Consider the following 23069-nt stretch of genomic DNA (forward strand, 5'->3'; position numbering starts at 1 on the left):
GTCATCAACGGCCTGTCTTCCCGCTTCGTTTATCTTGGCCTCGATGTCAGCCGCGATGTTTCACCTTTCGTGAAGGCTGCGGACGGCTCCGATCTCGACAAGAACCCGCTCAAGGATGAACGGGTGCGTCGCGCAATGCTGATGTCGATCAACCGGCCGGCAATCGTCGACCGCGTCATGCAGAAGAACGGCACAGTGGCCGATCAATTCGTCGTCCAAGGCTATGCGGGCTATTCCGAAAAAGTCGAGAAGGTGGGCTATGATCCTGCTGCCGCCAAGGCGCTTCTGGCTGAGGCTGGTTATCCGGATGGCTTCAGCCTGACCCTGCATGGCCCCTCTGGCCGTTACGTCAAGGATGCCGAAGTTCTGCAGGCGGTCGGCCAGATGTTCACGCGCATCGGCATCAAATCGAAAGTCGAGGTCCTGCCCTGGTCGATGTATTCGGAAGCCTATTCAAAGGGCACCTACAGCATCTATTTCGGCTCCTGGGGTGTGAACACCGGCGAAACCACCAATCCGACTGTTGCGCTGGTCGCCACGCGCGACGAGAAGAAGGGGACGGGCAGATATAATGGCGGCGGCGTGTCCGATCCAAAGATCGACCAGGTGCTGGCCAAGGCCAGTTCGACGCTCGATCAAGCTGCACGTGCGCCCCTTCTCGAGGAACTGTCGACCGAGACCTTCAACAACCTCTGGCTTCTCCCGATGCATTACGAAAACGTCGTGCTGGGTGCAAAGAAGACCGTGTCCTACACCCCGCGCGGCGACAAATATACGCTCGCTTACGACGTGAAGCCGGCGGACTGATGCATGGCGCCCAAAAGCGCGCAGCGGTTTTGGGCGACACGCATCCAATAAAGACTTGAAGTGCGTCGCATGGATCCATTCGATGCGACGCGTTTTAAGAACAGCAGCATGGGGCCGGCCCCAGGCCGCCCTTTCTTCATCTCCCAGGAGACATTCATGCAGGAACTTGGAACGGGCGAAGCCGTCGCCCGGGCGAAGGCCATCTATGACTATGGCCAGACGGCCATCTTCGCCTCTCAGGCCGATCCCCGCCTCCATATGGTGCTTTATGTGCCGCCGACGGCGGCAGACGGCCGCAAGCTCGACCTCCTGGTCGCGGTCCACGGCACCGGGCGCACGTCGGCCATCGACTTTCGCGACGGTTTTGCCGAATTCGGGCTCTACAACGACTGTGCCATCCTTTGCCCGATCTTCCCGGTTGGCGTTCTCGGCGATGGTGCGCGTTCCGGCTACAAGTTTCTTGAGGAAGGCGACATCCGCTACGATCAGGTCGTCCTCGCCATGGTCGCGGAGATGGCCGACAAATACCGCCAGGATTGGTCCAAATTCGCCATCTTTGGCTTCTCCGGCGGCGGGCACTTCGTGCACCGTTTCGCAATCCTGTATCCGGAAAAGCTCTGGGCGGCATCGATCGGCGCACCGGGTTCCGTCACCCTTCTGGATCCGACGCGTGACTGGTGGGTCGGCATTCGGGATCTGGAGACGCGCTTCGGCAAGTCCTTCCGGCCCGAAGATCTTGCCACGGTGCCGGTGCATATGATCGTCGGCGATGCCGACCTGGAGACCTGGGAAATCACCCATAAGCCGGGTGGAAAATACTATATGGATGGCGCAAACGACGCCGGTAAAACGCGGCCCGAGCGCCTTGCCGCCTTGGCGAGTTCATTCCGCGAAGCAGGTGTCGATGTGACGTTCGATCGTGTTCCGGGCGTCTCTCACGACCGGATGAAGGTTCTCGGTCACGTCAAGGCCTTCCTGGCAAAGGTGCTGGAGGAGCGGCGCGCGAAATGAGAAATGCAACGATCGTAGCGCCTCAGCCGGAGGCCGTCGAAGCCGGCGCGGAAGTTCTCGAACGCGGCGGTAATGCCATCGACGCAGCACTCGCCTGTGCTTTCGTCCAGGGCGTGGTCGACCCGCAGATGGCCGGCATCGGCGGCTTCGGCTCCATGCATGTCTACATGCCGAAAAAGGGCGTGCACGAGGTCCTCGAATTTTATGCGCGCGCGCCGTTGAAGGCTGCGCCGGACATGTGGCTCGACAAGATCAAGCACCAGAGCCGCGACGGCTTCGGCTATGTGCTTGAAGGCAATATTTCCGATATCGGCTATCTTGCCGTCTGCACCCCCGGCTCGCTCAAGGGCTATGAGACCGCGCTGCGCGACTACGGCACCTTCGATTGGGCCGATCTCATCAAGCCGGCTATCCGCCTTGCCCGTAACGGTTTCATGATCCGAAACCATATGCATTGGTATTGGGCCAAGGACCAGTCGAATGACGGTTTTGCCAACACGCTCGACAAGCTGCGATTTTCTGCAACGGGCCGGAGAACCTATTTCCACGATGACGGCACGCTCAAGAATGTCGGCGACCTGCTCGTCAACACGGACATGGCAGAGACCCTCGAACGCATCGCGCGAAGCGGTGGCTCGGACATTTTCTATCACGGCGAACTGGCCGAACAGATCGCCAGCGATTTCAAGGCAAATGGCGGCTTGATCGATCAGCAGGATCTGGCGCGTTACGAATTGTCGAAGGTAGAGCCGGTTTGGGGCGACTACCGCGACCACCGCATTGCCACCTCGCCTCCACCAGGCTCGGGCTTCCCGATGCTGGAACTCCTGCATATCATGGAGCAGTTCGATGTCGGCTCGCTGCAGCATGGCAGCGCCGATCATGTCCGCATCCTGTTCGAAGCGATGAAGCGGATGACGATCGACAAGGACGCGCATATGGGCGATCCCGCCTATGTCGACGTGCCCTATGAGAAGCTGCTGTCGAAAGAGCATGCAAAGGCCCATGCCCGCGCGATCAAGGCGGGCGAGATCGCCAGTGTTTCGCGTCTTGATAGCTCGCAGCGCGACACCACCCACATCTCGGTGATCGACAAGGACGGCAATGCCGTCGCGATGACCCACACCCTCGGCAGTCCCTCGGGCGCGATCACCGACAGCCTCGGCTTCATGTACAATGGCACGATGAGCCGCTTTAATCCGCTTCCGGGCAAGCCCGGCTCCATCGCGCCCGGCAAGCGGCGTCCCAGCTCGGCGGCACCGACGATCGTCTTTAGGGGCGACGAGCCCAGCATCGTCATCGGAGCGCCAGGCGGCAGCTATATCGCGCCCGCCGTTGCGCAATGCCTGATGAACATGATCGATTTCGACATGTCCGTGCTCGAAGCCGTCTCGGCGCCGAGGATCGTAGGGGTGTCAAACACGATCGACATCTGCAATCGCATTCGACACTCTGTCGAAGACGAGTTGCGGGCGCAGGGCTACCAGGTGGCGCGGTCGCCGCAGACATATGCGTTCGCCGCAGTCCACGCGATCAAGATTGACGGCGGCATCTCGAAAGGCGCGGCCGATCCGCAGCGCGACGGGATGGCGATCTCGGTCGCCTAGATTCAAAATTACAGCGTCCTTTGCGGCTCTCGAAAAGATGCGCGGCGCTGTAGGGAGAGGTTCAATGGTCACATCCATTATCAGGCGGTTGATACAGGCGCTGTTCGTCGTTGTCGCGATGACGATCATTGTCTTCATCGGCGTCAATGTGATCGGCAACCCGGTCGACATCCTCATCAACCCGGACGCCAATCAGGCGGAGCGGGCACTCGTCATCGCGCATTACGGTCTGGATCAGCCGCTGTGGAAACAGTATCTGCTGTTTCTCCAAGGACTTCTGCACGGGGACTTCGGCAACAGCTTCGTTTATGGGCGGCCGGCGCTCGGTCTGATCCTCGAACGTCTCCCGGCGACGCTCGAACTGGCGATCACGGCTCTCGGCATCGCGCTGCTGTTCGGCCTGCCGCTTGGGCTGTATGCAGGGCTCTACCCCAATCGGATTTCCTCCAAGCTCATCATGAGCGGCTCAATTCTGGGCTTCTCGCTTCCGACCTTCTGGGTCGGTCTCATGCTGATCATGGTGTTTTCCGTCGAGCTCGGCTGGTTGCCGACGAATGGCCGCGGCCCGACGCAAGAACTGCTTGGCGTACAATGGTCGTTTCTGACCGCAGACGGCATCAGGCACCTTTTATTGCCCGCCTTCAACTTGGCTCTGTTCAAGACGTCGCTCATTCTTCGGCTGACCCGCGCCGGCGTGCAAGAGGTCCTTCCTCAGGACTATGTGAAGTTTGCCCGTGCCAAGGGATTGCGAGAGCGGCGGATCATTTCCGTGCACGTTCTCAAGAACCTGATGATCCCGGTGGTGACCATCATCGGGCTCGAGTTCGGCTCACTCATCGCCTTTTCGGTCGTCACCGAAAGCATCTTTGCGTGGCCGGGCATGGGCAAGCTCATCATCGACTCGATCAACCTTCTCGATCGCCCAGTTATCGTCGCCTACCTTATGATGATGGTGCTGCTCTTCGTCGTCCTCAATTTCATCATCGATATCTGTTATACCCTTCTGGATCCGCGGGTCCGGCTGGAAGGAAAGGCTTGACCCCATGGCCGAACCACAAACGCAAGACACCAGCGCTCCAACGCCCGAACCCAGTCGTCTGTCGAAAGGGGTCACGGATTTCTTCTGCTCTCCGGCAGCCGCGATCGCCTTCCTCACGCTGGTGATCATCTGTTGCCTGGCGCTGTTTGCGCCATGGATCTCTCCGCAAAATCCCTATGATTTGATGCAGCTCGACATCATGGATGGACGACTGCCGCCGGGGTCCGAATCCATGACCGGGCTTGTCTATCACCTCGGTACCGACAGCCAGGGCCGCGATATCCTGTCCGGCATCCTCTATGGCCTGCGTACCTCCTTGCTGGTGGGCGTTCTGTCGGCTTTCGCTGCTGCCATCATCGGAACCTCAGCCGGACTGTTCGCCGCTTACATGGGAGGGCGCACGGAAACCGCGATGATGCGGCTCGTCGATCTGCAGCTCTCGTTTCCCACCATATTGATGGCGCTCATGATGCTCGCCGTGCTCGGCAAGGGCGTACCCAACGTCGTGATCGCACTGATCATCGCCGAGTGGGCGACCTATGCCCGAACGGTCCGCGGCACCGCTCTGGTCGAGCGCGAGAAGGAATATATCGAGGCGGCCCGGATGCTGCGCCTGCCCGGATGGCGCATCCTCTTCAGGCACCTGCTGCCGAACTGTCTTGCGCCGGTCATCGTCATCGCCACGATGCAGATCGCCCGGGCAATCGGCCTCGAAGCAACCTTGTCCTTCCTCGGTCTCGGTGCATCCGTGACCGAACCCTCGCTCGGCATGCTGATCTCGACGGGCTACCAGTATCTTCTGACGGGCCTTTACTGGATCAGCTTCTTTCCCGGCATTGCCCTTCTGGTCACGATCGCGGCGATCAATCTCGTCGGCGACCGGCTGCGCGATGTCCTCAACCCGAGGAACATGTCATGACCCCATTGCTGCAAGTGAGCAATCTCGTCACCGAATTCGGCGGCGGTAGGGGACGCCCCAGCCTTTGCGCCGTCAACGATGTGTCGTTCACGGTGGAGCGCGGCAAGGTCCTTGGTCTTGTGGGAGAATCCGGATCCGGAAAGTCGGTGACCGGCTTCTCGATCATGCGGCTCCTCGATAAGCCCGGCCGAGTTGTTGGCGGCAGGGTCATCTTCGACGGCGCCGACATTGCGAAATATTCGGACGAAGAGATGCGGCAGCTGCGCGGCAAGCGGATCGCCATGGTATTCCAGGATCCGATGATGACGCTCAACCCTGTCCTGACGGTCGGGACGCAGATGGTGGAAGCCGTCCAGGCACACGAGCGAGTCTCGAAGGATACCGCCCGGCAGCGGGCGCGGGATGCTTTGGCGCTGGTCGGAATACCAAGCCCTGAAGAAAGGCTTGCCGCCTATCCGCATCAGTTTTCCGGCGGAATGCGCCAGCGCGTGGCGATTGCCATCGCGCTTCTTCACAAGCCGGACCTTATTATCGCCGATGAACCGACAACGGCGCTTGATGTGACGATCCAGAGCCAGATTATTTCCGAATTCCAGAAGCTCACCGAAGAGGGAAATACGGCAGTGATCTGGATCACCCACGATCTGGCGATCGTCTCAAGATTGGCCGACGAGATCGCCGTCATGTATGCCGGCCGCCTCGTCGAGACCGGACCGGTGGGCAAGGTTCTGACCGATCCTCACCATCCCTACACGGCCGGTCTGATCGCCTCCGTTCCTTCGCAAAACAGACGCGGAGAGCCCCTTCACCAGATCCGCGGCATGACGCCGGCGATCAACCGGCTCCCACAGGGATGCAGTTTTCGTACGCGCTGTGATCGGGCAACCGACGGCTGTCTGGTCATGCCGGCGCTCATGCCGGAAGGCGATCGCTCCTTCCGCTGCATTCATCCCGTAACGAAAGAGATAGCATGATGACCACGACCGCCATGCCCCTGATCGAAGCGAGGAACGTGTCGCAGCGCTTCGGAGCCAAGCCCGATCTCGCCGCCAAGATTGCGCTCAAGCTCAAGCTGGCCAAACCGGCGCCTGTCGTTCACGCGCTTGATAATGTCAGCCTCAGCATCCGGCCCGGAGAGGTTGTCGGCCTTGTCGGTGAAAGCGGCTGCGGGAAGTCGACGCTCGGCCGCGCCATTGCAGGGATCACCTCGCCAAGCCAGGGCCAGATTCTCTGGAAGGGGATGGATCGAAGCGCCATGTCGAAAGGTGAGCAGCATCAGTTCGGTCTCGCCAGCCAGATGATTTTCCAGAACCCGATGGCGGCGCTCAATCCGCGCATGACCGTCGAGGAGCTTATCTGGGAGGCGCCTCGAACACATGGGCTTGCCCGCTCGACGGAACGCGACGTCTATGTCGACAGATATTTGATGCTGGCCGGTTTCGACCCGGTCATGAAAAAGCGATACCCGCACCAGTTTTCGGGCGGTCAGCGACAGCGCGTCAATATTGCGCGCGCGCTCGCCGTCCAGCCGAAATTCCTCGTCTGTGACGAAAGCGTCGCCGCACTCGACGTTTCCATTCAGGCCCAGGTGATCAACCTGTTCATGGAACTTCGTGACAAGCTCGACCTGACCTATTTGTTCGTCAGCCATGATCTCGGCGTCGTGGAACATATTTCCGATCGCGTTGCGATCATGTATCTCGGCCGCATCGTCGAAGAGGCGCCCGTCGAGGAGGTTTTCAGGCGGCCCAATCATCCTTACACGAAAGCACTCTTGGCCGAGGTGCCGCGCATCGAACCCGGCAAGCGGCAGTTCAAGCCCGTCGTTGGCGAACTCCCCAGCCCGATAAACCCGCCGAAAGGCTGTCACTTCCATCCGAGATGCCCGTTTGCGATGGACCGCTGTCATATGGAAGCGCCGGTGAAAAAGGAAATTGCACCGGGGCACCTGTCGGCTTGCCACCTCAACGAATGATCTCAAACGACGGGATGCTGATTGCTTCAGGCCTAAAATCATCCTCCTCTAATGTGCATGAGCGCCGCCCGGTCGGGACACTTTTTTCAACCCGGCTCCCGCCGCAGCGGTGTCCGCCAGGGACGCATCGCCGAGCGAGATGACGCCGGTAAGGCGTTTGTCACGATTGACGACGGGAAGGCGACGGACCTGGACCTGCCCCATATTGCGGGTCACGTCGTCGACATCTTCGTCTTCGAAACAATATTTGACATCGCGCGACATGACTTCGCGCACCTTTGCATCGCCCCCGAGTCCGACGGCAAGCCCGCGCACGACGAGATCGCGGTCGGTGATGGTTCCGACGAGCCGGTCGTTGTCGCCGACCGGCAGGAAGCCGATCTGCCTGTCGGCCATGCATCTCGCGATTTCGGCTATCGTCTGATTAGGGTTAGCGATTTCTACATCGCGCGACATGATCTCTGACACTTTCATGGTCTTTCCTCCTGCTTGTGCGGTTAGCGGAACGTCAAACGTTGCGGTGAGAGTCGTTCCGAAAGGAGGCGGCTCCATTTATGCCCGCTCCTCCTGGTCACTCCTCGACCCATCTTCAACGGGGCTTATCAGCATCCGACCAGAGGGCCTGGACTTCTGCCGGCAGTCCGTGGCGCACTTTCCGCACCTTGCTCGGATCACTATAGTAACATAGGCTCCGAAAACCGACCTTGCGGTTGGCGTCGATTGAACATGATGATGGTTCGAATCTATCAAACCAGCCAGGGAGACGAAAGTTCCGGAAGCCATCGTTAATTGCTCCGGCCGCATCGTCAGGAATCCGACGTGCCCTCCTCCTCCACGAATATCCCCCAAGCGGCGATGAAGAGAGCGGCTATCAGCGGCCCGATCACGAAACCATTGATGCCTAGTAGAGAAATGCCGCCAATGGTGGAAATGAGGACAACATAGTCGGGAAGCTTGGTCTCCCTGCCGACCAGGCGCGGCCGCAGAAGATTATCGACAAGACCGATGACGAGGGCGCCGACCGCAACCAGCACAATCGCCTTCACCCAAAAACCGGCCAGGGCCAGGTAAATGGCCGTGGGGACCCAGATCAATGCGGCGCCGACCGCAGGCAGCAGCGACAGGAAGCTCATCAGTACGCCCCACAGCAGGGCTGGCTCGACGCCGAGGGCCCAGAAGGCGATGCCGCCGATCGAACCCTGGATGATGGCGATGATAATATTGCCTCGCACGGTCGCGTGAACGACCGAAGTGAATTTGGAGGTGAAGCGAAGAGTATGGGCATCGCTGAGAGGCAGCGCTCTTCTGATGGCGCGGGCAAGGGCGCGCCCATCCCGGAACATGAAGAACAGGATATAGAGCATCACGCCGAAGGTGACGAAGAACCGCAGGGTGTTCTGACCGAGGCTCAAGGCGCGTCCGGCAAAAAAACCGCCGCCCTGCATCAATGCCGAGGAGACGCGGTCCTGAAACGTATCGACGCCGTTCAGCTCGATGCTCCGGAGCCAGTCGCGGAGGAACAAGGGTAATGCTTCCTGCAGATTATGAATAAAGCTCCGGACGTCGATCTCGCCAGTGTCCATACGTTGGTAGAGATGGTTGCCCTGCTGGACGAGTGAACTGAGGACGATCAGCCCGGGAATGATAACCACGCAGAGACAGATCAACACAGACAGCGCTGCAGCAAGGTTTCCCCGCCCACCCAGCCGAGCTTCTATACGGGCGTGAAGCGGGAAGAAGATGATGGCGAGGACGACTGCCCAGAATATCGCCGAATAGAACGGTAACACGACGGCGACGAACGCAATGGTCACGAGGACCAGAAGCACATAGAAACTGACACGCTGAAGGAGCATTCGATCTTTCCGCTTCGAGACCGCGATAATGGTAGCACAGATAAGGCGGGAGCGCTGGGCCTAACGGCTCGATGCCGTAGGCGCCGTCCCGCAACCGGCCGGAACTTCTTCTTCCGGTCTTAGTTATGCGGCTCATGTTAGTGAAGCCAGTCCAGCCGACACTCGGAACAACAATTCACGTTGAAGATCAGGATGTTCACATCCTTGACGGTGGCAACCCACATGGCATTCCAGTCCTCCTCCTGCATGGCTGCGGCAGTCTTGCGCAGGAAATTTTACTTCCCTTCGACAACAGCGATTTCCGGATCATTGCACCCGACCGGCCTGGCTATGGACTAAGCACGCCGCCTGCACCGGCTGAGCGTGGACCTGAGGGACAGTCCTTCTGGCTTGAACGCCTTCTCGCGTCTCTTGACCTGCCGGAGGTGAGGATTGTGGCGCACTCGATCGGCAGCGCAGCGGCGTTACACCTTGCTGCAAGAAGACCAGACCTCGTCAGCGGACTTTTTCTCATTTCCCCATGTTGCGCGCCTGTGCCTTCGAAGCCATTGATTGTGCTTAGATCGGCGGTCGCTCCGGTGGTCGGGCCGTTGATCCGCCAGCACGTCATCGGCCGGTGGCCAGCATTCTTTCTTGATCGAGGTCTGAGGTCGTCCTCTTTTCCCAATCCCCTGCCTTCGCATCTCTTGGGCCTGCCGGCCTCTCACGTGGTCAATCCCATTACCATCCGCACGATGGCCGACGAGTTGCGCGCCTTCAACCGAGACATGGAGCGCCTTCCAGATCTGCCTGACGATCTTCCCCTGCACGTTCTCTTCGGGATGGCGGACCGCGTGATTTCACCGAAGTGGCATATTGATTGGCTTTGCACGAAGCATCCGAGGCCGATCGTCAGATTGCTGGAAGGTGTCGGGCATTTGCCCCATCATGTGGTCCCTGGCGTTGCGCGACGGATGCTTGGTGATCTTGTGAAGGCATTCGCACAAGAAACGGAACTGCCGCGGGTGAGGAGCATCGGCTCGCAGGCGGTTGTGGAAGCGCCATCTCGTAAAGAGTACATGCCGGTCTTCAGAGGAGATGAATCCCCGGCCCTTTAATTCGAAGCGCTGCGGCATTCCAGAGCAAGATGGGGCAATACCAGACACAGGAGGCCCGCGACCCGATCTCTGCCTTTAGGGTGGAGATGATTTTTCTATTGTCGCAAATGAAAAATCTGATTTACTGACGCTTCGCTGCTTGGCTCTAAGGGGGATATTGCCGATGCCGTGGACTCGCAGAAATATTGTGCTTGGTGGATTGGCGTTACTTGGCGCCGGTGCAGTCCGGAAACCGGTCTTCGCCGCGGCGTCTTCCTATTTCGACGGCACCACCGTCGACAATGGCGTGACGTTCCGAAGGACCAACTTTTCCAAGATCGACAGGAAGTGGCACCGCCAGGTCGTCAAATATTTCAGCAGCGAGCCGATCGGCACCGTTGTGGTCGATACGCGGCACCATTTTCTCTACGTGATCATGGAGAACAAGACGGCCATCCGCTACGGCGTCGGCGTCGGCCGCGAGGGCTTCAAATGGTTTGGCCGTGCCACGATCGACGCCAAATCGCTTTGGCCGCGTTGGACGCCACCGCCGGAGATGCGCAAGCGCCACCCCGAACTGCCCGAATTCGTGGCGGGAGGCTCACCGAAGAATCCGCTCGGCCCCCGCGCCATGTACCTGCATCGCGACGGCGTCGACACCGGCTATCGATTCCACGGCACGCTGGAGCCTTGGAGTATCGGCAAGGATGCCTCCAGCGGCTGTATCCGCATGTTCAACGAAGACGCCATCGATCTTTACCAGCGTTGCCCCATCGGCACTGCGGTGCAGGTTCTGCCGCATATTGCAGACCAGGCTGAAAGCGCCACTCAGGTCAGCCAGACAACCCCGGTCGAATAAGGAATTTCACCTTGATCTCTATTGCGACCGGATTTACCTGGCGCCTTCTCGCCGCGACAATGCTCTTGGCGCTTGCCGCCTGCTCTACCACCGAACTCGCCTCGCTCGAAGAACCTGCGGCGGTGCCAATGACCGGCCAGACGAACGATCCGGCGCCTGGTTTCGAAAACGTCGCGGCTGGCAGCGCGGAAGATTTTATCCTGAATGTCGGCCGACGGATCTATTTTACACAGGACTCTGCCAAGCTCGATTCCGTCGCCATGGCGACGTTGGACAAACAAGCCAGCTGGCTCAACAACAACCCGACCTGGATGCTCAAGCTGCAAGGATTCGCCGACGATTCAGGGTCCGCGTCCAACATGGAGACGCTGTCGCAGAAGCGTGCCGACGCGGCAATGGCTTATCTTATCTCAAAGGGCGTGGACGCAAAACGGATGTGGGCCAAGGGTTACGGGAACGAGCGCGAAGTCCGCGATTGCACAGAGCGCTCCTGCAAAGTGCAGAACCGGCGCGTCGTCTCCAATCTCCGCAAGCAGCCCGACGCCGTCTGATCTCTTCGCGAATGCCCTTGTGCAACAGGGGACGAAGCCAGGTAATTCGCGGCAAGACGACGTGGCGTAGGAGCATTTGGGGGATGCGGCGAAGCCAGTAGGGTGGTCCGTCGGACAAAGGGCCGGCCACCAAGCCGGCCCTCCTGCATCCAACTCAATTCAGGATCGCGCTACCGGAACCGAGGCTCCGGAGCGGAGCTTGTCAAGAAGCTTCGAGAGCACACGCTTTCCCGCGTCCTTTGCACTTGCCCCGCGGCGTTTCCTGATTTCGACCGTGAACGGCTTTTTCCGGGACTTCATCGAGAAGCCCTCCTTAAGCCACCTGGCGCTCGGCTTCGATCTGAAGAGGCGCCTGCTGAAAGGAGCCGTCTCCAATTGCGATCTTGCGCGGCTTCATGGCTTCCGGCACCTCACGCTTCAGCGCGATCGAGAGAATACCGTTCGTCAGGGACGCATTCTCGACCCTGACGTGGTCCGCCAGTTCGAAGCGACGTTCAAACGCGCGCCCGGCAATGCCGCGATGCAGATATTCGCCATCCTTCCCTTCGGCCTTCTGGCCTTTCACCACGAGCACGTTCCGCTCCTGGGTGATTTCGAGATCGGCCTCGGCGAAACCGGCGACTGCCATCTGGATACGATAGTCGTCTTCGCTCGTCTTGACGATGTCATAGGGTGGCCAGGTCTCGATCGCCTGCAGCCGCTGCGCATTGTTCAAGAGGTTGAAGACCCGGTCGAAGCCGATGCTGGACCGGTAAAGGGGTGCGAAGTCAAGTTCGTTTCTCATAGCCATATCCTCCGTAAAGCAACATGGAATGGAGACGCGTCGAAAACGCGTCTCCGGTCTGGTCGACCCGCCTTTGCGCTGTCGACGAAAATGATCTGGTTTCGAGCGTTTTTCGATTCAAGAGGACATCTAAAAAATTTTTTGGTCGACGCTTCCGGCAGACCGCAAGCCTCTTGAACGCTGTTTTCCTTCACCTAAATCGAATGGTGCCTGAAGATGTTCTTCGCTTGCGTGGAATTTTCTGGGAGAAGTTCATGACCGGCAAAAGCATCAGCACGACCCCTCCGGATGGCGTTATCGAGGCGATCTCCGCCTCGCACATTCTTCATCCCCATCTTCATTTCACCTCTCCGAACGAAGTTCTTGCCGCCGACATCTCCGCGCAGGAGAAGAGAGCGATCCTGGCGTCGTGGGCTTCAGATCTCTATGCGGTAGAGTCCGTTCCGGAACTGCGGCAACCGCCTGGCGTGCCCTCTCCGGTTCGTTATGCCGATATTATCGCCGCGCTCGAAGCTCTGGATGGCGGAGGTGGTACGGCAGGCCGTGTCGGCAAAGAGCTCCGACGCTTTCGTCCTTGGATGACGAGCTATATCCGAGCTCGTTGATCTCTGGTGGAGGGATAGTCGCGCTCCTATTGCCTATCGAGCGCGTCCTTTGTCGATCGAATGCGACCGCAACGATGACATGGCGGCCTATCCGGTGTGCGACTATCTTACTGCGATGGCGGCAGCAGGTAATCGAGTGGTGACGGCAGTTCGATGATGAACCTGATATCCGCGGCATTTGCCGCAACGACCAGTTGGTAGTCGCCGGGCTCAGTGCGGAAGGCACCGGACTCGACGTCGAAATAAGCGAGATCGCGCGGCAGGATCTTCATTTCGGCTGTCCCTGTCTCACCGGGCAGCAGCGAAAGCTTTGCGAAGGCGCGCAGTTCCTTGTCCGGCCGCTCCACCTTGGATTTTGGCGAACGCACATAGAGCTGGACCAGTTCCGACCCGGTCCGGTCGCCGATGTTGGTCAGATCGATGCTGACAGTCACGCCTTCGGTACCCATGTCGCTCGCCGACAGACGCGGCTCGCGCCAGTTGAAGCGCGTATATCCAAGGCCGAAACCGAAGGGGAAGAGCGGCTCGACAGCGCGTGTATCGTGGTGACGGTAGCCGACGAACACGCCTTCGGCATAGCGCACATGCCCATCCTTACCCGGATAGACGGCTGGATCGCCCGTCATGGCTGAATTGTCGGCAAGCGCCTTCGGGAATGTTTGCGGCAGGCGTCCGCCGGGCTCGACGTCGCCGAAGAGGACATCAGCGACGGCATTGCCTAGCTCCTGCCCCGGATACCAGATCTGCAACACGGCGCGAACCTTACCGAGCCAGGGCATTTCCACCGGGCCGCCGGTCTGCAGCACGACCACGGTGTTGGCGTTGACGGCCGCGACCCGCTCGATCAGCTCTTCCTGCCGGCCCGGAAGCCGCATGTCGGGCAGGTCCAAGCCCTCGGTATCCCATTCGCCATCGCGGCCGACGAAGAGAAGCGCCACATCGGCATTTAGCGCCGTCTCGACGGCGTCCTCGATATCGGCCTCGCCCAAGGGCTTTTCGACGCCGAAGCGAATGGCCGTGAGGTTGATCCCCTCCCCATTTGCCACCGGCGGATCATATTCCACGGTGACGGCATGGGCTCGGCTCGCATCGAGCGCCACCGTGCCGCGCTGTTCGTCATTGGCCGTGCCGAAATAGTTTTCGCCGCGCGTCCAGCCGTCATGGCCGTCAACCTGGAGCCTGCCATCGACGAAGAGCCGCGCCAGTCCGGCGTTGGTCATGCCGAAGACATGATCGCCGCTCTCCTCCGGCACGAATTGCATCGTCATCCGTGCCGAGAAATCGGTTGGGTCGAGCTCGGCCGACGGCAGCTCGAACCAGAAGAACTCACCCTTGTCGACGGTTTCGACATGAAGCGGAGTGCCCTGGCAACCACGCCCCCTGAAATATTCGACGGTGATCTTTCCCTTGGCCACCTCGATCAGACGGTTGTGGCGGCAGCCGACGGCGTGGCTGACGCTGTTGGCATTGGAAAGGGCGGCTCGAATGCCTTCGAGCGGACTGACCGTATAATGCGCCGCGATCTGCGCGCTGCCGCCGCCCATGACACGCGCGCTCGCGGCGTTGGGTCCGATGACGGCGATCCGGTCGAGCGACGTCTTGGCAAGCGGCAGGATGCCGTCGTTCTTCAGCAGGACTGCGCCCTCTGAGCCGAGACGCCGGATCAGCGCCCGGTCTTCCGTCAGGTCGACTGCCTGCTCCGTGAGGTCGGGCCTCTTCTCGAAGGCACCGACCCGCTCGAGCAGCAGCAGGATCCGCCGCGCCGCCGCCCGCACCGTTGCCGCTTCGACCCTGCCCTCGCGCACGGCGGCAACCAGCTTCTCGCCGCGATCACGCGCCGGGCCGGGCATTTCGAGATCAAGACCGGCATTGATCGTCTCGGCCGTCGAATGCGAACCGAACCAGTCGGACATGACGATCCCGTCGAATCCCCATTCCTCACGCAGCACCTTGGTCAGCAGCCACGCATGCTCGCTCGTATAGGTGCCGTTGAGGCGATTATAGGAGGACATGACGGCCATTACGCCGGCGCGCCTGACCGCCTGTTCGAAGGGCGGAAAGTAGATTTCGCGCAACGTCCGCTCGTCGATATCGGAAGACATGGTCTGCCGCTCGATCTCGGATTCGTTGCCGGCGAAGTGCTTGATCGTCGCCGCGATCCCCTGGCTCTGCACGCCCTTGATATAGGCGACGGCGAGTTCCGCGGTCAGCATCGGATCCTCGGAATAACATTCGAAATTTCGCCCGTTGAGCCCGGAACGATGGATATTCACCGTGGGCGCGAGCAGCACGGCGGCACCCTTGCTCTTTGCCTGGTGGGCAAGCGCCACGCCCATGCGCTCGACGAGATCGGGATTCCAGGTGGCGCCGAGCGCGATGGCGACAGGAAAACAGGTCGCCTTGACGCCGCCGACCAGCGAGCCCGCGCCGCGAGCGCCATTCGGCCCGTCCGTCACCTTGATCTTCGGCACATCCAGACGCTCGATGGGAACAGTCGTCCAGAAATCGGCGCCTGATAGCAGGGAGACCTGCTCCTCGAGCGTCATCTTGTCGAGAATGGAATCGATCATGCAAACCTCCCCTTCAATGGAATTCGGGCATTGCGACGTGCTGGCCGAGCATGCCCTGTGCCAATTCATCCGGTGGCGACGCCAACTTCTCCACGCGCCAGGCAGTTCTTAAACCTACCGATTACTCGGTATTATTAAGATGTCAACTATGCGCCCCGTAATGTATGGATGGAGGGCGTTAGAAAGAGGCAGACGAGACGATGGCAGAATTTTTCGAATCGAAGACCGGACAGGAGGAAAAGCGACAGCGTAGATCTCGCAAGGGCGAAGTGCGCCGCGCGGAGATCCTGTCGGCTGCGATGCGGCGCTTTGCCGAAGACGGCTACCAGAATGCTGCGATCGGCGATATCGCCCGCGACGTCGGCCTGTCGCTGCCCGGCCTGCTGCACCATTTTCCGACCAAGGTCGATCTCCTGCTTGCCATTCTGGACAAGCGCGATCTCGAAAGCGAAAGCTTCATCGGGCCCTACCGTTCCGACCTCCGTGGCCTGCTGAAGGGCATGGTCGGGGTCTTCCGCCGCAACGCCGAAATGATCGAGGTCATCAGGGCCTTCGCCATCCTGAATGCCGAGAGCCTGATGAAGGATCACCCGGCCAAGGCATGGTTTCTCGATCGCGCCACGGAGCTGCAGAACGACATCGCCGCCACCTTCGACCAGGCCGTCGCCGACGGCTCGATAGACGGCAAGATCGATGGCAGGGCAATGGCGGCCGAGCTGATCGCGGTGATGGACGGCCTTCAGATGCTCTGGCTGCGCGATCCCACCCGCTTCGATATGGTCGGCGGATTGGAAGCCTATATCAGCCGCCTGCTGGCGAGCCTTGGGTTAGAGGACTGAGCCTTGGCTTACTGCCTTCCATCAAAGCGTGGCAACCAGGCCATAATGCGGCTTACGGCTTCGTAATACCTCTGCCCGACAAGCAGACCGGTATGTGTCGTACCCCAGAGACCTAGATACTCGCTACCGATGTGACGTGCTGTCGCCCGGCCTCGATGTTCGTCGGATTCGTCGTTGATGGCGCAGATGACGAGGCTGGGACAGGCGATCTTCCAGCCTTCGATGGAAATCCCCTCCGCCCCGAAATGAAAGGAAAATGCGCTGAATGCCTTTGCAGATTCCATGGAGAGATACTTCCGCTGGAATTCGATATCCTCGAATGTTTCGTCGGTACTGATCTGCTCGTCGCGCACGGGAGCAGGCACGACGAGGCCGGGCATTCGCAACGCGAGATCGCGATAGGGCGCCTCAGCATGCACTTCCTTGCAAATGCTGGAATCGATCAGCACCAGCCCGGCTATCTTCACGCTTTCCGCCAGTTTCTGGCTCAGGATTCCTCCCATGCTGAAAGCGATCACGATGGGAGGAGTTCCACATTCTTCGACGATTTCGGAGATCACCAGCCGGATGTCTTCCAGGTAATCTTCAAACAGGATTTTGGTGAAATCCATCGACCTGCTTTTGTAGTGGCCTCGCAGGTTGACGCAATAGGAGGTCCAACCAGCGGATATGAAATGAGGAATGTATTTGCTCCACATCCAGCTCCCGGTAAAGGCGCCGTGAACAAAGAGCAAAGGCGGCCGAACGGACTGCCCTGGAACGCTGTGCCCATGAAATATTTCGAGAAATAGGTCATTCTCTCCGATGTATTTTTCCGTGTGCTCGGGTCGTTCTTTTGCAAAGTCCCGCATACCGCTCACTCCTTTGGCTGGCTGCGCATGGAGACAGAGGATATTTCGTATGCAATATTGATCAATTGCGGCTCTTGGATTTACATAAAGGACAAAATATCTTCAATCGGGTGCTTATGTGGACAGTCTCGCAAGTGTTGTCGCCTTCGTTCACGCCGCCGAACAGCAGAGCTATGTCGCAGCCGCTAGGGTTGGCGGAGTTTCGCCGTCCGCGATCGGAAAGGCAGTGGCGCGTCTCGAAGGCCGGCTGGGCGTGCGGCTCTTCAACCGGACGACGCGCAGTATCAGCCTGACCGAGGAAGGAGCGGTCCTCTACGAGCGCTACAAACGCATCATCGATGACATGCACGACGCAGAGGCCACAATCTCGCGAAGTCGGGAACGACCAAAGGGGCGCCTTCGCGTCAGCGTACCGCATATAGTCGGGCATCACCTTCTCATGCCGATTTTACCCACTTTTGCCGAGCAATTTCCGGAGATCGAACTGGACATCGATTTCGAAGACAAGGTCATCGACGTAGTGGCAGAAGGCCTGGATGTCGTCGTGCGCAGTGGTGAGCTTGCCGATGCACGATTGATTGCCCGCCCTCTTGGCGATCAGCATTTCGTCGTTTGCGGAAGTCCCGATTATCTCAAGCGCCATGGGCGACCGGGGACCCCGGATGACCTCTCCCAACATGCCTGCATTCATTTCAAATACCCATCCAGCGGCCGGCTCGCGCCGTGGGCATTCCGCCCGCCATACGATCGGGTAATTTTCCCAAGAAGCCTTACATTCAACAATACGGACGCAGGGCTGCGGGCAGCACGGGACGGTTTGGGCCTTGCGCATCTGCCTGTCTACGTCGCAGAGCCCCATATGCGAGCCGGAAGTTTGGTCCCCGTCCTGACCTCCTTCATGGTGCCGTACGGTTCGATCTCGCTCGTCTGGCCGTCCAATCGCCAGCTTTCACCCAAAGTCCGCGCTTTCGTGGATTTCGTAGTTGCGAACGTTGCCGCCCGACCCGACGCTTTTCGACCGGCGTCAAGTTTGTAGCGATGATCGAAATCGGCCGAACGCCGAGGCACGACAGCGCCGCGCGTCTTTTCTCACCGATTGGACATCATTCCCCTATCTATGACCGTGAGGTGCAAGGCATCGAGTATGGGGCCGAGCGCGGACAAGCGGATGAGATCCCATGCGGGGCTGTCGGCCTCAATGCTGGCCGTAGCGCGATCATAGACGGCAACGCACTGCTTGTTGGTGATCCGGGACATGTAGAGAATGCCGTCGACATTGGTGCGATCGTAGATTTCCTGACTGAGCCGGCGTCCGCTGGTCTGTGCCCTGGCTCGAACGGCATCTGTCGAGACCCCGAGCAGGTTTGCGCCTTCGTAGCGCAGGTCGAGCAGGAAAAGCGGATTGGGGTTTCGAATAACGGCGATCGAATAGCGGTCGAACTCTTCCCGCAGTATCAATCGCTCGGCCTTGCCTTGAAACCGGTCACGAACGATCGTCTCCGCGATCGCCGTCGCGGGATCCTGAGCGAGATAGAGCAACCGGAACTTATCCCTCGGGCTCGAAAACCGCGTCTTGCCGAAGCCCATACCGAGAGGCATCGCGGCGTGAGCGCGCGAGATGATTCTGACATAGTCGGTGACGTCGGCGCGAACGGCGAGGCGCTGCAGGACGGCCTTGTCGAGCGTCATTGCGCGGCGAAATAGGTCTGGGCCGCGTCGACGACCTCATCCGCATGATCCTGTTTCAAGAGGTTTATGGGCCGGCGCCCGCCCAGCATGGGATTCGGCTGGCTGAGCCACAGCCATGCCACCCGCTGATTGGAAACGAGAGCGGCAATCGTTCCTATGCCCTTTGCTGGACGCCCGTCGATGAATTGTTCGATCGGATAGACGTGCTTCCTCGTTCCTGTCAGCAGCGCGATAACCTCGCCGGCATGCTGCCAGCGATTGAGGGTGGAGCGCGCAATTCCGAATTCGCGCTGGAGTTCGTTTGCGCCGGCAACCGGCCCCGCCCAATCCTCGAGCTTGCGGGCAACCGCAAGCTCGCCCAGCAGTCGCTCGCCTTCCTCCGCCGTAGCGATCTTCCCAAGCCCTTCGCCCCTGGAGGGTTCCACGGCCTTCGGAATTTCAAGCGCGATCTTGCCGCCATCAGGTGCATCGCTGAAGGTCTCCACCAGACCACGAATGCGGCGGGCAAGTTCGCCCTGTCGCTTGCTGAGTTCGCGTCGTACGCTAACGGGAAGATCGAGAATGGCCGCCGCCGCCGCTCCCGCAATTCTGGCGGACAGGGCAACCGAGCCGGACTCGAATGTAGCGTCGGCTTTCAGCACATCGGCGACTTTGGCGGCAACACGATCGGCGACCTGCGCCTGACGAGCACGATCCAGCTGCACATGGGAACCAGCCATTAAACTATCTCCGTTCTTACAGGAGCTGATATAGTCTCAAATGACCCATTTGTCCAGCTTGTCCCACCAAGCGGGTTTGCTCTATGGTTAGACCCGCAACGCCTCGCTGCATCGAAGCGGCGAGGCGGGATCTCCCGGGAAAGGAACATCAGCCATTCTGCAGCTTCCAGGTCCTGACTTCGAACGGCATGATGTCGGCAGGTCCCTTCCGCTCCATCGGCTCTTCGAGAATGTTCAGCGGCTGCGATGCTGCCCATCCGGAAGGCAGGTCGAGGGCAAGCCTGCCGCGCCGGCCGGCCGGTTCATAGAGGCGCAGAATGAGGCCGTCGCCCTCTTCCGCCGGCTTCAGTCCGGAGAATGCGACGGGGATGCCGGTGACCGTAAGTGGCGCGAAAGTGCCGGCGGAGAGGCCGCTGGCTTCGGCCGAGACGAGCGGTTGGTTGAGATCGATCGCCTCGTCGAGAACGCCGCCTTCATGCCAGGCGCCTTCATGCGGCATCAACGCATAGGTGAAGCTCTGCTCGCCTTCGTCGGCCAGCGGATCCGGATAGATAGGCCCGCGCACGAGGCTCATGCCGATCACATTGCCGCGCGCGCTGTGGCCGTATTTGGCATTGTTGAGCAGCGCGACCCCGAAGTCCGGCTCGCTGATATCGACGAAGCGATGCGCGACGGCCTCGAACATCGCCTGCTCCCAGGACGTATTCGTGTGCGTTGCCCTCTCGACGATGCCAAAGGCGCATTCGAAGGTTGCCTTGCGGGCCTGCGCGGCGACCGGGTTCAGGGTTCGCAGCAGGGTGCGGCGATCATGCCAGTCGATCGTCGTTTCGATGTCGAGCCGCTTGGCGTTGGCCGTCAGCACATAGGTCTGCGTGACGCTCGAATTCCGGTAGCGGTAAACGACGCGGATCGCCGCGCGGTGCGGGCCGTCTTCAACGAGGGTGATACTGTCAGGCGCATCGAGGCGGACGGCCTTTTCGGCATAATCCGCGTCGATGTCCCAGGCGTCCCAGTTGCGCGGCTTGTCGGCGGGATAGACCCAGAGCTGGTTGGCCGAGCCGTCGACCGCTTCCCGGCCCGTGGCCTTGTGAAGAAGGCTCGAAACCGCCCCATCCTTGCCGATGGAGACCGAGAGGTGGTCGTTTTCGAGACGGTCGGGGCCTGCCTTCAGCCCGCCTGCCGGCTTGAGCGAACCCTTGTTGAAGGCCGCGACGGATAAGGGCGCAACGAAATCCGCGGCCGCAATGACCGTGCCGTCAGAGAGTGTCGCGCTGAGCGGCCTCGGCGCAAGAGACGGATTGACGACGACGAGGGCATCGCCAACCCCGCCCTTCGGCAGCTTGGCCGACAGCACTTGTAATCCCCTCGCCTGTTCGGCCTTGGCATGTTCGATGACGCCGTCCAGTTCCTGCTCTGCATCCTGATAGACTTCGCGGATGCTCGAGCCTGGCAGAATGTCGTGAAATTCGTTCTTCAGCACCACGCGCCAATCCGCTTCGAGGCTTTTCGGCCTGTCTGCTCCGAGCATATGCGCCAGTGAAGCGATGGTTTCAGCGGTGATCAGCGCCCGTTCGGCCTGGCGATGCTTGCGCTTGACGCCGCTTTGCGACGTCAGCGTCGCACGATGCAGTTCGAGATAGATTTCGCCATCCCACACCGGAAGGTTCTTTTCCCCTGCGGTGCGGTGCGCCTGCTCGTAATAGCTTTTGACGGTGCCCCAGCGGGCCTGCGGGATAGCCGGGAAATCGCGCAACTGCACCTCGCGCTCGACCATCTCCGGCGTGACGCCGCCGCCGCCGTCGCCATAGCCGACGGCTAGCAGCGAGGTATCGTGCTGCGTCTTGCCGCGGAAATTCTTCCATGTCGGCACGTAGCAATCGGGTTGTACGAAGCCGTTATAACCCTGCATGGGATTGTCGAACGTGTGGGTCAGCACCCGGCTGCCGTCGAGGCCCTTCCACCAGAAGAGATCGGAGGGAATATGGTTGGTCTCGCTCCAGTTGACCTTGATCGTGAAGAAGCTGTCGATACCGCCCTGTCTCAGGATTTGCGGCAGCGCGCCTGAAAAGCCGAAGCAATCCGGCAGCCAGCAGACCGTATGGCGGGTGCCGAAGGTCTTTTCGAAATAACGCTGACCATAGAGAACCTGACGGACGAGGCTTTCGCCGGTCGGCATGTTCGTGTCGGGCTCCACCCACATGCCGCCGACGGTTTCCCATTTTCCCTCGGCGACCTTCTTCTTGATGCGATAGAGAAGCTCCGGGTCTTCCTCTTCCATCTGCGCGTAATAATGGGCGGTCGATTGATTGAAGCGGAAATCGTCGGAGCGCTCCATCAGCGAGAGCGCCGTATTGAAGGTGCGCCGCATTTTCCGCCGCGTCTCGCGATAGGGCCAAAGCCAGGCGAGATCGATATGCGCATGGCCCGTCAGCAGCAATTCTCCATTCGGCGGGAAGCGCTTCTGCAGCTCCCTCAACCGCGCCGTCAGAGCCTCGAAGGCCGTGGCTGCCGAAGCGCTCTGCTCTTCCGTGAGGCCTGCCGGATTGACCTCAAGCTCCGGCAGTTCCCAGATCTTCTGCTGCATGACGGCGCCGGATGTGCGGGAGATGTAGGCCGCCGTATCCGACGGCCAATCGAGGTTGCGCAAGGCATGCTCGGCGGCATCCATCAGATGCGGCACGACTTCATGTTCGCCGAGCGCATCGATTGCCTCGGCAACCTGCTTCAGCAGAAGATGCAGGCGATGAGCGGGACCATCGAGCCAGATAAATCGCGCCTTGTTGAGCTTGGGCGCTCGATTGGGCTCGCCGAACGGAAAACGGGCGACGGTTTCCGTCGCGATCGAGAGGCGGCGGCCCTTCACCGGGAATTCCTGATGATAGGGATCGAGACCGAATGTTTCCGTCTCTCCATCGGGATAGCTCAGCGTAATCAGGCTCTCGCCGCCGAGATCGAGCTGCAGGCGAATATTGTCGAGAGGCCACGCCTCCGGCGCTTCAGCGGTCGCGGCAAAATGCACCACTCCCTGGCGGTGCGGCCAATCCTGGTGATGGCCAATCGGCTCGCCCTCGAAAGTCCAGCCGTCGATCGCAGCACTTTGTCGATCTCGCCAATGCGCCAACTCGGCAATGCGAACTTTGAGACGATCGAGGCGCTGGGCAATGGTCAGAGGCATGGCTTATCCTGTTGAAAATCGACGGCTGACAATCTTGTCGTCATGCTTTTGGGGTCGTGGTCATGGGTTGGGGGAGATGAAGATGGCGCGACCGACATCGCGATTGCCCGGCCCCTCCTCCAAGCAGGCTTGCAGAG

At 60.1% G+C, this 23069-nt stretch carries 21 protein-coding genes; 13 read left to right on the forward strand and 8 right to left on the reverse strand.

Annotation, left to right across the window (positions count from 1 at the left end):
* The 7 genes from FY112_RS12595 to FY112_RS12625 all read left to right on the forward strand — a co-directional run.
* Positions 1 to 807, forward strand: an 807-nt coding sequence (locus FY112_RS12595; protein ID WP_246700659.1) for an ABC transporter substrate-binding protein, incomplete at its 5' end; no start/stop codon positions are given.
* A 156-nt stretch (positions 808 to 963) separates the two neighbouring features.
* Entirely contained in the window at positions 964 to 1818 is an 855-nt protein-coding gene (locus tag FY112_RS12600) for a hydrolase (RefSeq protein ID WP_027664459.1), read from the forward strand.
* Positions 1815 to 3425 carry a gamma-glutamyltransferase gene (gene ggt / locus FY112_RS12605; RefSeq protein ID WP_017957363.1) on the forward strand — a complete coding sequence of 537 codons (1611 nt, stop codon included), beginning with the start codon at positions 1815 to 1817 and terminating at the stop codon, positions 3423 to 3425. Before FY112_RS12600 ends, ggt begins: the two co-directional genes overlap by 4 nt.
* Before the next feature lie 64 nt (positions 3426 to 3489).
* A complete protein-coding gene (locus tag FY112_RS12610; protein WP_017957362.1) occupies positions 3490 to 4464 on the forward strand; it encodes an ABC transporter permease in 975 nt (324 codons plus the stop codon).
* A gap of 4 nt (positions 4465 to 4468) precedes the next feature.
* Positions 4469 to 5383 (forward strand): ABC transporter permease, encoded by a 915-nt coding sequence (locus FY112_RS12615; protein WP_017957361.1) that lies wholly within the window; start codon positions 4469 to 4471, stop codon positions 5381 to 5383.
* Entirely contained in the window at positions 5380 to 6357 is a 978-nt protein-coding gene (locus FY112_RS12620; RefSeq protein ID WP_094088029.1) for an ABC transporter ATP-binding protein, read from the forward strand. The genes FY112_RS12615 and FY112_RS12620 overlap by 4 nt, the downstream gene beginning before the upstream one ends.
* The gene (locus tag FY112_RS12625; protein WP_151518507.1) at positions 6357 to 7358 is read left to right on the forward strand and encodes an ABC transporter ATP-binding protein; all 1002 of its coding nucleotides are present in this window, start codon (positions 6357 to 6359) and stop codon (positions 7356 to 7358) included. Before FY112_RS12620 ends, FY112_RS12625 begins: the two co-directional genes overlap by 1 nt.
* 48 nt (positions 7359 to 7406) lie before the next feature.
* Here FY112_RS12625 and FY112_RS12630 read toward each other — a convergent pair whose 3' ends face one another.
* Together FY112_RS12630 and FY112_RS12640 are read right to left on the reverse strand one after the other, a co-directional pair.
* Positions 7407 to 7832, reverse strand: coding sequence for a CBS domain-containing protein (locus FY112_RS12630; protein ID WP_151518498.1), 426 nt, complete (start codon positions 7830 to 7832; stop codon positions 7407 to 7409).
* Positions 7833 to 8164: 332 nt separating this feature from the next.
* On the reverse strand, positions 8165 to 9214 hold the full coding sequence (locus tag FY112_RS12640) for an AI-2E family transporter (RefSeq protein WP_027664466.1): 1050 nt from the start codon (positions 9212 to 9214) through the stop codon (positions 8165 to 8167).
* A gap of 125 nt (positions 9215 to 9339) precedes the next feature.
* Here FY112_RS12640 and FY112_RS12645 point away from each other — a divergent pair, with 125 nt between their 5' ends.
* From FY112_RS12645 to FY112_RS12655, 3 genes are all read left to right on the forward strand, one after another.
* Entirely contained in the window at positions 9340 to 10311 is a 972-nt protein-coding gene (locus FY112_RS12645) for an alpha/beta hydrolase (protein WP_151518499.1), read from the forward strand.
* Between the two features lie 163 nt (positions 10312 to 10474).
* A complete protein-coding gene (locus FY112_RS12650; RefSeq protein WP_094088026.1) occupies positions 10475 to 11149 on the forward strand; it encodes a L,D-transpeptidase in 675 nt (224 codons plus the stop codon).
* A 14-nt stretch (positions 11150 to 11163) separates the two neighbouring features.
* On the forward strand, positions 11164 to 11700 hold the full coding sequence (locus tag FY112_RS12655) for an OmpA family protein (RefSeq protein ID WP_094088351.1): 537 nt from the start codon (positions 11164 to 11166) through the stop codon (positions 11698 to 11700).
* Positions 11701 to 12013: 313 nt separating this feature from the next.
* Here FY112_RS12655 and FY112_RS12660 read toward each other — a convergent pair whose 3' ends face one another.
* A complete protein-coding gene (locus tag FY112_RS12660; RefSeq protein ID WP_025396923.1) occupies positions 12014 to 12484 on the reverse strand; it encodes an Hsp20 family protein in 471 nt (156 codons plus the stop codon).
* Between the two features lie 254 nt (positions 12485 to 12738).
* Between FY112_RS12660 and FY112_RS12665 the strand changes: the two genes are divergently transcribed.
* Complete coding sequence (locus FY112_RS12665; RefSeq protein ID WP_151518500.1) at positions 12739 to 13089, forward strand: hypothetical protein; 351 nt, start codon at positions 12739 to 12741, stop codon at positions 13087 to 13089.
* Positions 13090 to 13196: 107 nt separating this feature from the next.
* On the opposite strand, the gene FY112_RS12670 is transcribed toward FY112_RS12665, so the two are convergent.
* Entirely contained in the window at positions 13197 to 15659 is a 2463-nt protein-coding gene (locus FY112_RS12670; RefSeq protein WP_151518501.1) for a glycoside hydrolase family 3 C-terminal domain-containing protein, read from the reverse strand.
* 200 nt (positions 15660 to 15859) lie between these two features.
* Here FY112_RS12670 and FY112_RS12675 point away from each other — a divergent pair, with 200 nt between their 5' ends.
* Positions 15860 to 16498: a TetR/AcrR family transcriptional regulator gene (locus FY112_RS12675; protein WP_017957349.1), complete on the forward strand. Its 639-nt coding sequence runs from the start codon at positions 15860 to 15862 to the stop codon at positions 16496 to 16498.
* 8 nt (positions 16499 to 16506) lie between these two features.
* Here FY112_RS12675 and FY112_RS12680 read toward each other — a convergent pair whose 3' ends face one another.
* Positions 16507 to 17349, reverse strand: a complete 843-nt coding sequence (locus FY112_RS12680) for an alpha/beta hydrolase (protein WP_151518502.1) — start codon at positions 17347 to 17349, stop codon at positions 16507 to 16509.
* 118 nt (positions 17350 to 17467) lie between these two features.
* Between FY112_RS12680 and FY112_RS12685 the strand changes: the two genes are divergently transcribed.
* Positions 17468 to 18385 carry a LysR family transcriptional regulator gene (locus FY112_RS12685; protein ID WP_151518503.1) on the forward strand — a complete coding sequence of 306 codons (918 nt, stop codon included), beginning with the start codon at positions 17468 to 17470 and terminating at the stop codon, positions 18383 to 18385.
* Between the two features lie 53 nt (positions 18386 to 18438).
* Here FY112_RS12685 and FY112_RS12690 read toward each other — a convergent pair whose 3' ends face one another.
* The 3 genes from FY112_RS12690 to FY112_RS12700 form a co-directional block, all read right to left on the reverse strand.
* Positions 18439 to 19038: an RES family NAD+ phosphorylase gene (locus FY112_RS12690; RefSeq protein ID WP_151518504.1), complete on the reverse strand. Its 600-nt coding sequence runs from the start codon at positions 19036 to 19038 to the stop codon at positions 18439 to 18441.
* Positions 19035 to 19757 (reverse strand): antitoxin Xre/MbcA/ParS toxin-binding domain-containing protein, encoded by a 723-nt coding sequence (locus tag FY112_RS12695; RefSeq protein ID WP_151518505.1) that lies wholly within the window; start codon positions 19755 to 19757, stop codon positions 19035 to 19037. Before FY112_RS12695 ends, FY112_RS12690 begins: the two co-directional genes overlap by 4 nt.
* Positions 19758 to 19905: 148 nt before the next feature.
* Complete coding sequence (locus FY112_RS12700) at positions 19906 to 22932, reverse strand: glycoside hydrolase family 38 C-terminal domain-containing protein (protein WP_151518506.1); 3027 nt, start codon at positions 22930 to 22932, stop codon at positions 19906 to 19908.
* Positions 22933 to 23069 lie beyond the last annotated feature (137 nt).

The sequence above is a fragment of the Rhizobium sp. PEPV16 genome (genome assembly GCF_008919455.1).
GTDB classification, from domain to species: Bacteria; Pseudomonadota; Alphaproteobacteria; order Rhizobiales; family Rhizobiaceae; genus Rhizobium; species Rhizobium leguminosarum_Q.

Bases quoted from the DNA above. Each gene is read 5' to 3' on its own strand.
- FY112_RS12600 (WP_027664459.1), top strand. From the start codon at position 964: ATGCAGGAACTTGGAACGGGCGAAGCCGTCGCCCGGGCGAAGGCCATC.
- ggt (WP_017957363.1), top strand. From the start codon at position 1,815: ATGAGAAATGCAACGATCGTAGCGCCTCAGCCGGAGGCCGTCGAAGCC.
- FY112_RS12610 (WP_017957362.1), top strand. From the start codon at position 3,490: ATGGTCACATCCATTATCAGGCGGTTGATACAGGCGCTGTTCGTCGTT.
- FY112_RS12615 (WP_017957361.1), top strand. From the start codon at position 4,469: ATGGCCGAACCACAAACGCAAGACACCAGCGCTCCAACGCCCGAACCC.
- FY112_RS12620 (WP_094088029.1), top strand. From the start codon at position 5,380: ATGACCCCATTGCTGCAAGTGAGCAATCTCGTCACCGAATTCGGCGGC.
- FY112_RS12625 (WP_151518507.1), top strand. From the start codon at position 6,357: ATGACCACGACCGCCATGCCCCTGATCGAAGCGAGGAACGTGTCGCAG.
- FY112_RS12630 (WP_151518498.1), bottom strand. From the start codon at position 7,832: ATGAAAGTGTCAGAGATCATGTCGCGCGATGTAGAAATCGCTAACCCT.
- FY112_RS12640 (WP_027664466.1), bottom strand. From the start codon at position 9,214: ATGCTCCTTCAGCGTGTCAGTTTCTATGTGCTTCTGGTCCTCGTGACC.
- FY112_RS12645 (WP_151518499.1), top strand. From the start codon at position 9,340: ATGCGGCTCATGTTAGTGAAGCCAGTCCAGCCGACACTCGGAACAACA.
- FY112_RS12650 (WP_094088026.1), top strand. From the start codon at position 10,475: ATGCCGTGGACTCGCAGAAATATTGTGCTTGGTGGATTGGCGTTACTT.
- FY112_RS12660 (WP_025396923.1), bottom strand. From the start codon at position 12,484: ATGAGAAACGAACTTGACTTCGCACCCCTTTACCGGTCCAGCATCGGC.
- FY112_RS12665 (WP_151518500.1), top strand. From the start codon at position 12,739: ATGACCGGCAAAAGCATCAGCACGACCCCTCCGGATGGCGTTATCGAG.
- FY112_RS12670 (WP_151518501.1), bottom strand. From the start codon at position 15,659: ATGATCGATTCCATTCTCGACAAGATGACGCTCGAGGAGCAGGTCTCC.
- FY112_RS12675 (WP_017957349.1), top strand. From the start codon at position 15,860: ATGGCAGAATTTTTCGAATCGAAGACCGGACAGGAGGAAAAGCGACAG.
- FY112_RS12680 (WP_151518502.1), bottom strand. From the start codon at position 17,349: ATGCGGGACTTTGCAAAAGAACGACCCGAGCACACGGAAAAATACATC.
- FY112_RS12690 (WP_151518504.1), bottom strand. From the start codon at position 19,038: ATGACGCTCGACAAGGCCGTCCTGCAGCGCCTCGCCGTTCGCGCCGAC.
- FY112_RS12695 (WP_151518505.1), bottom strand. From the start codon at position 19,757: ATGGCTGGTTCCCATGTGCAGCTGGATCGTGCTCGTCAGGCGCAGGTC.
- FY112_RS12700 (WP_151518506.1), bottom strand. From the start codon at position 22,932: ATGCCTCTGACCATTGCCCAGCGCCTCGATCGTCTCAAAGTTCGCATT.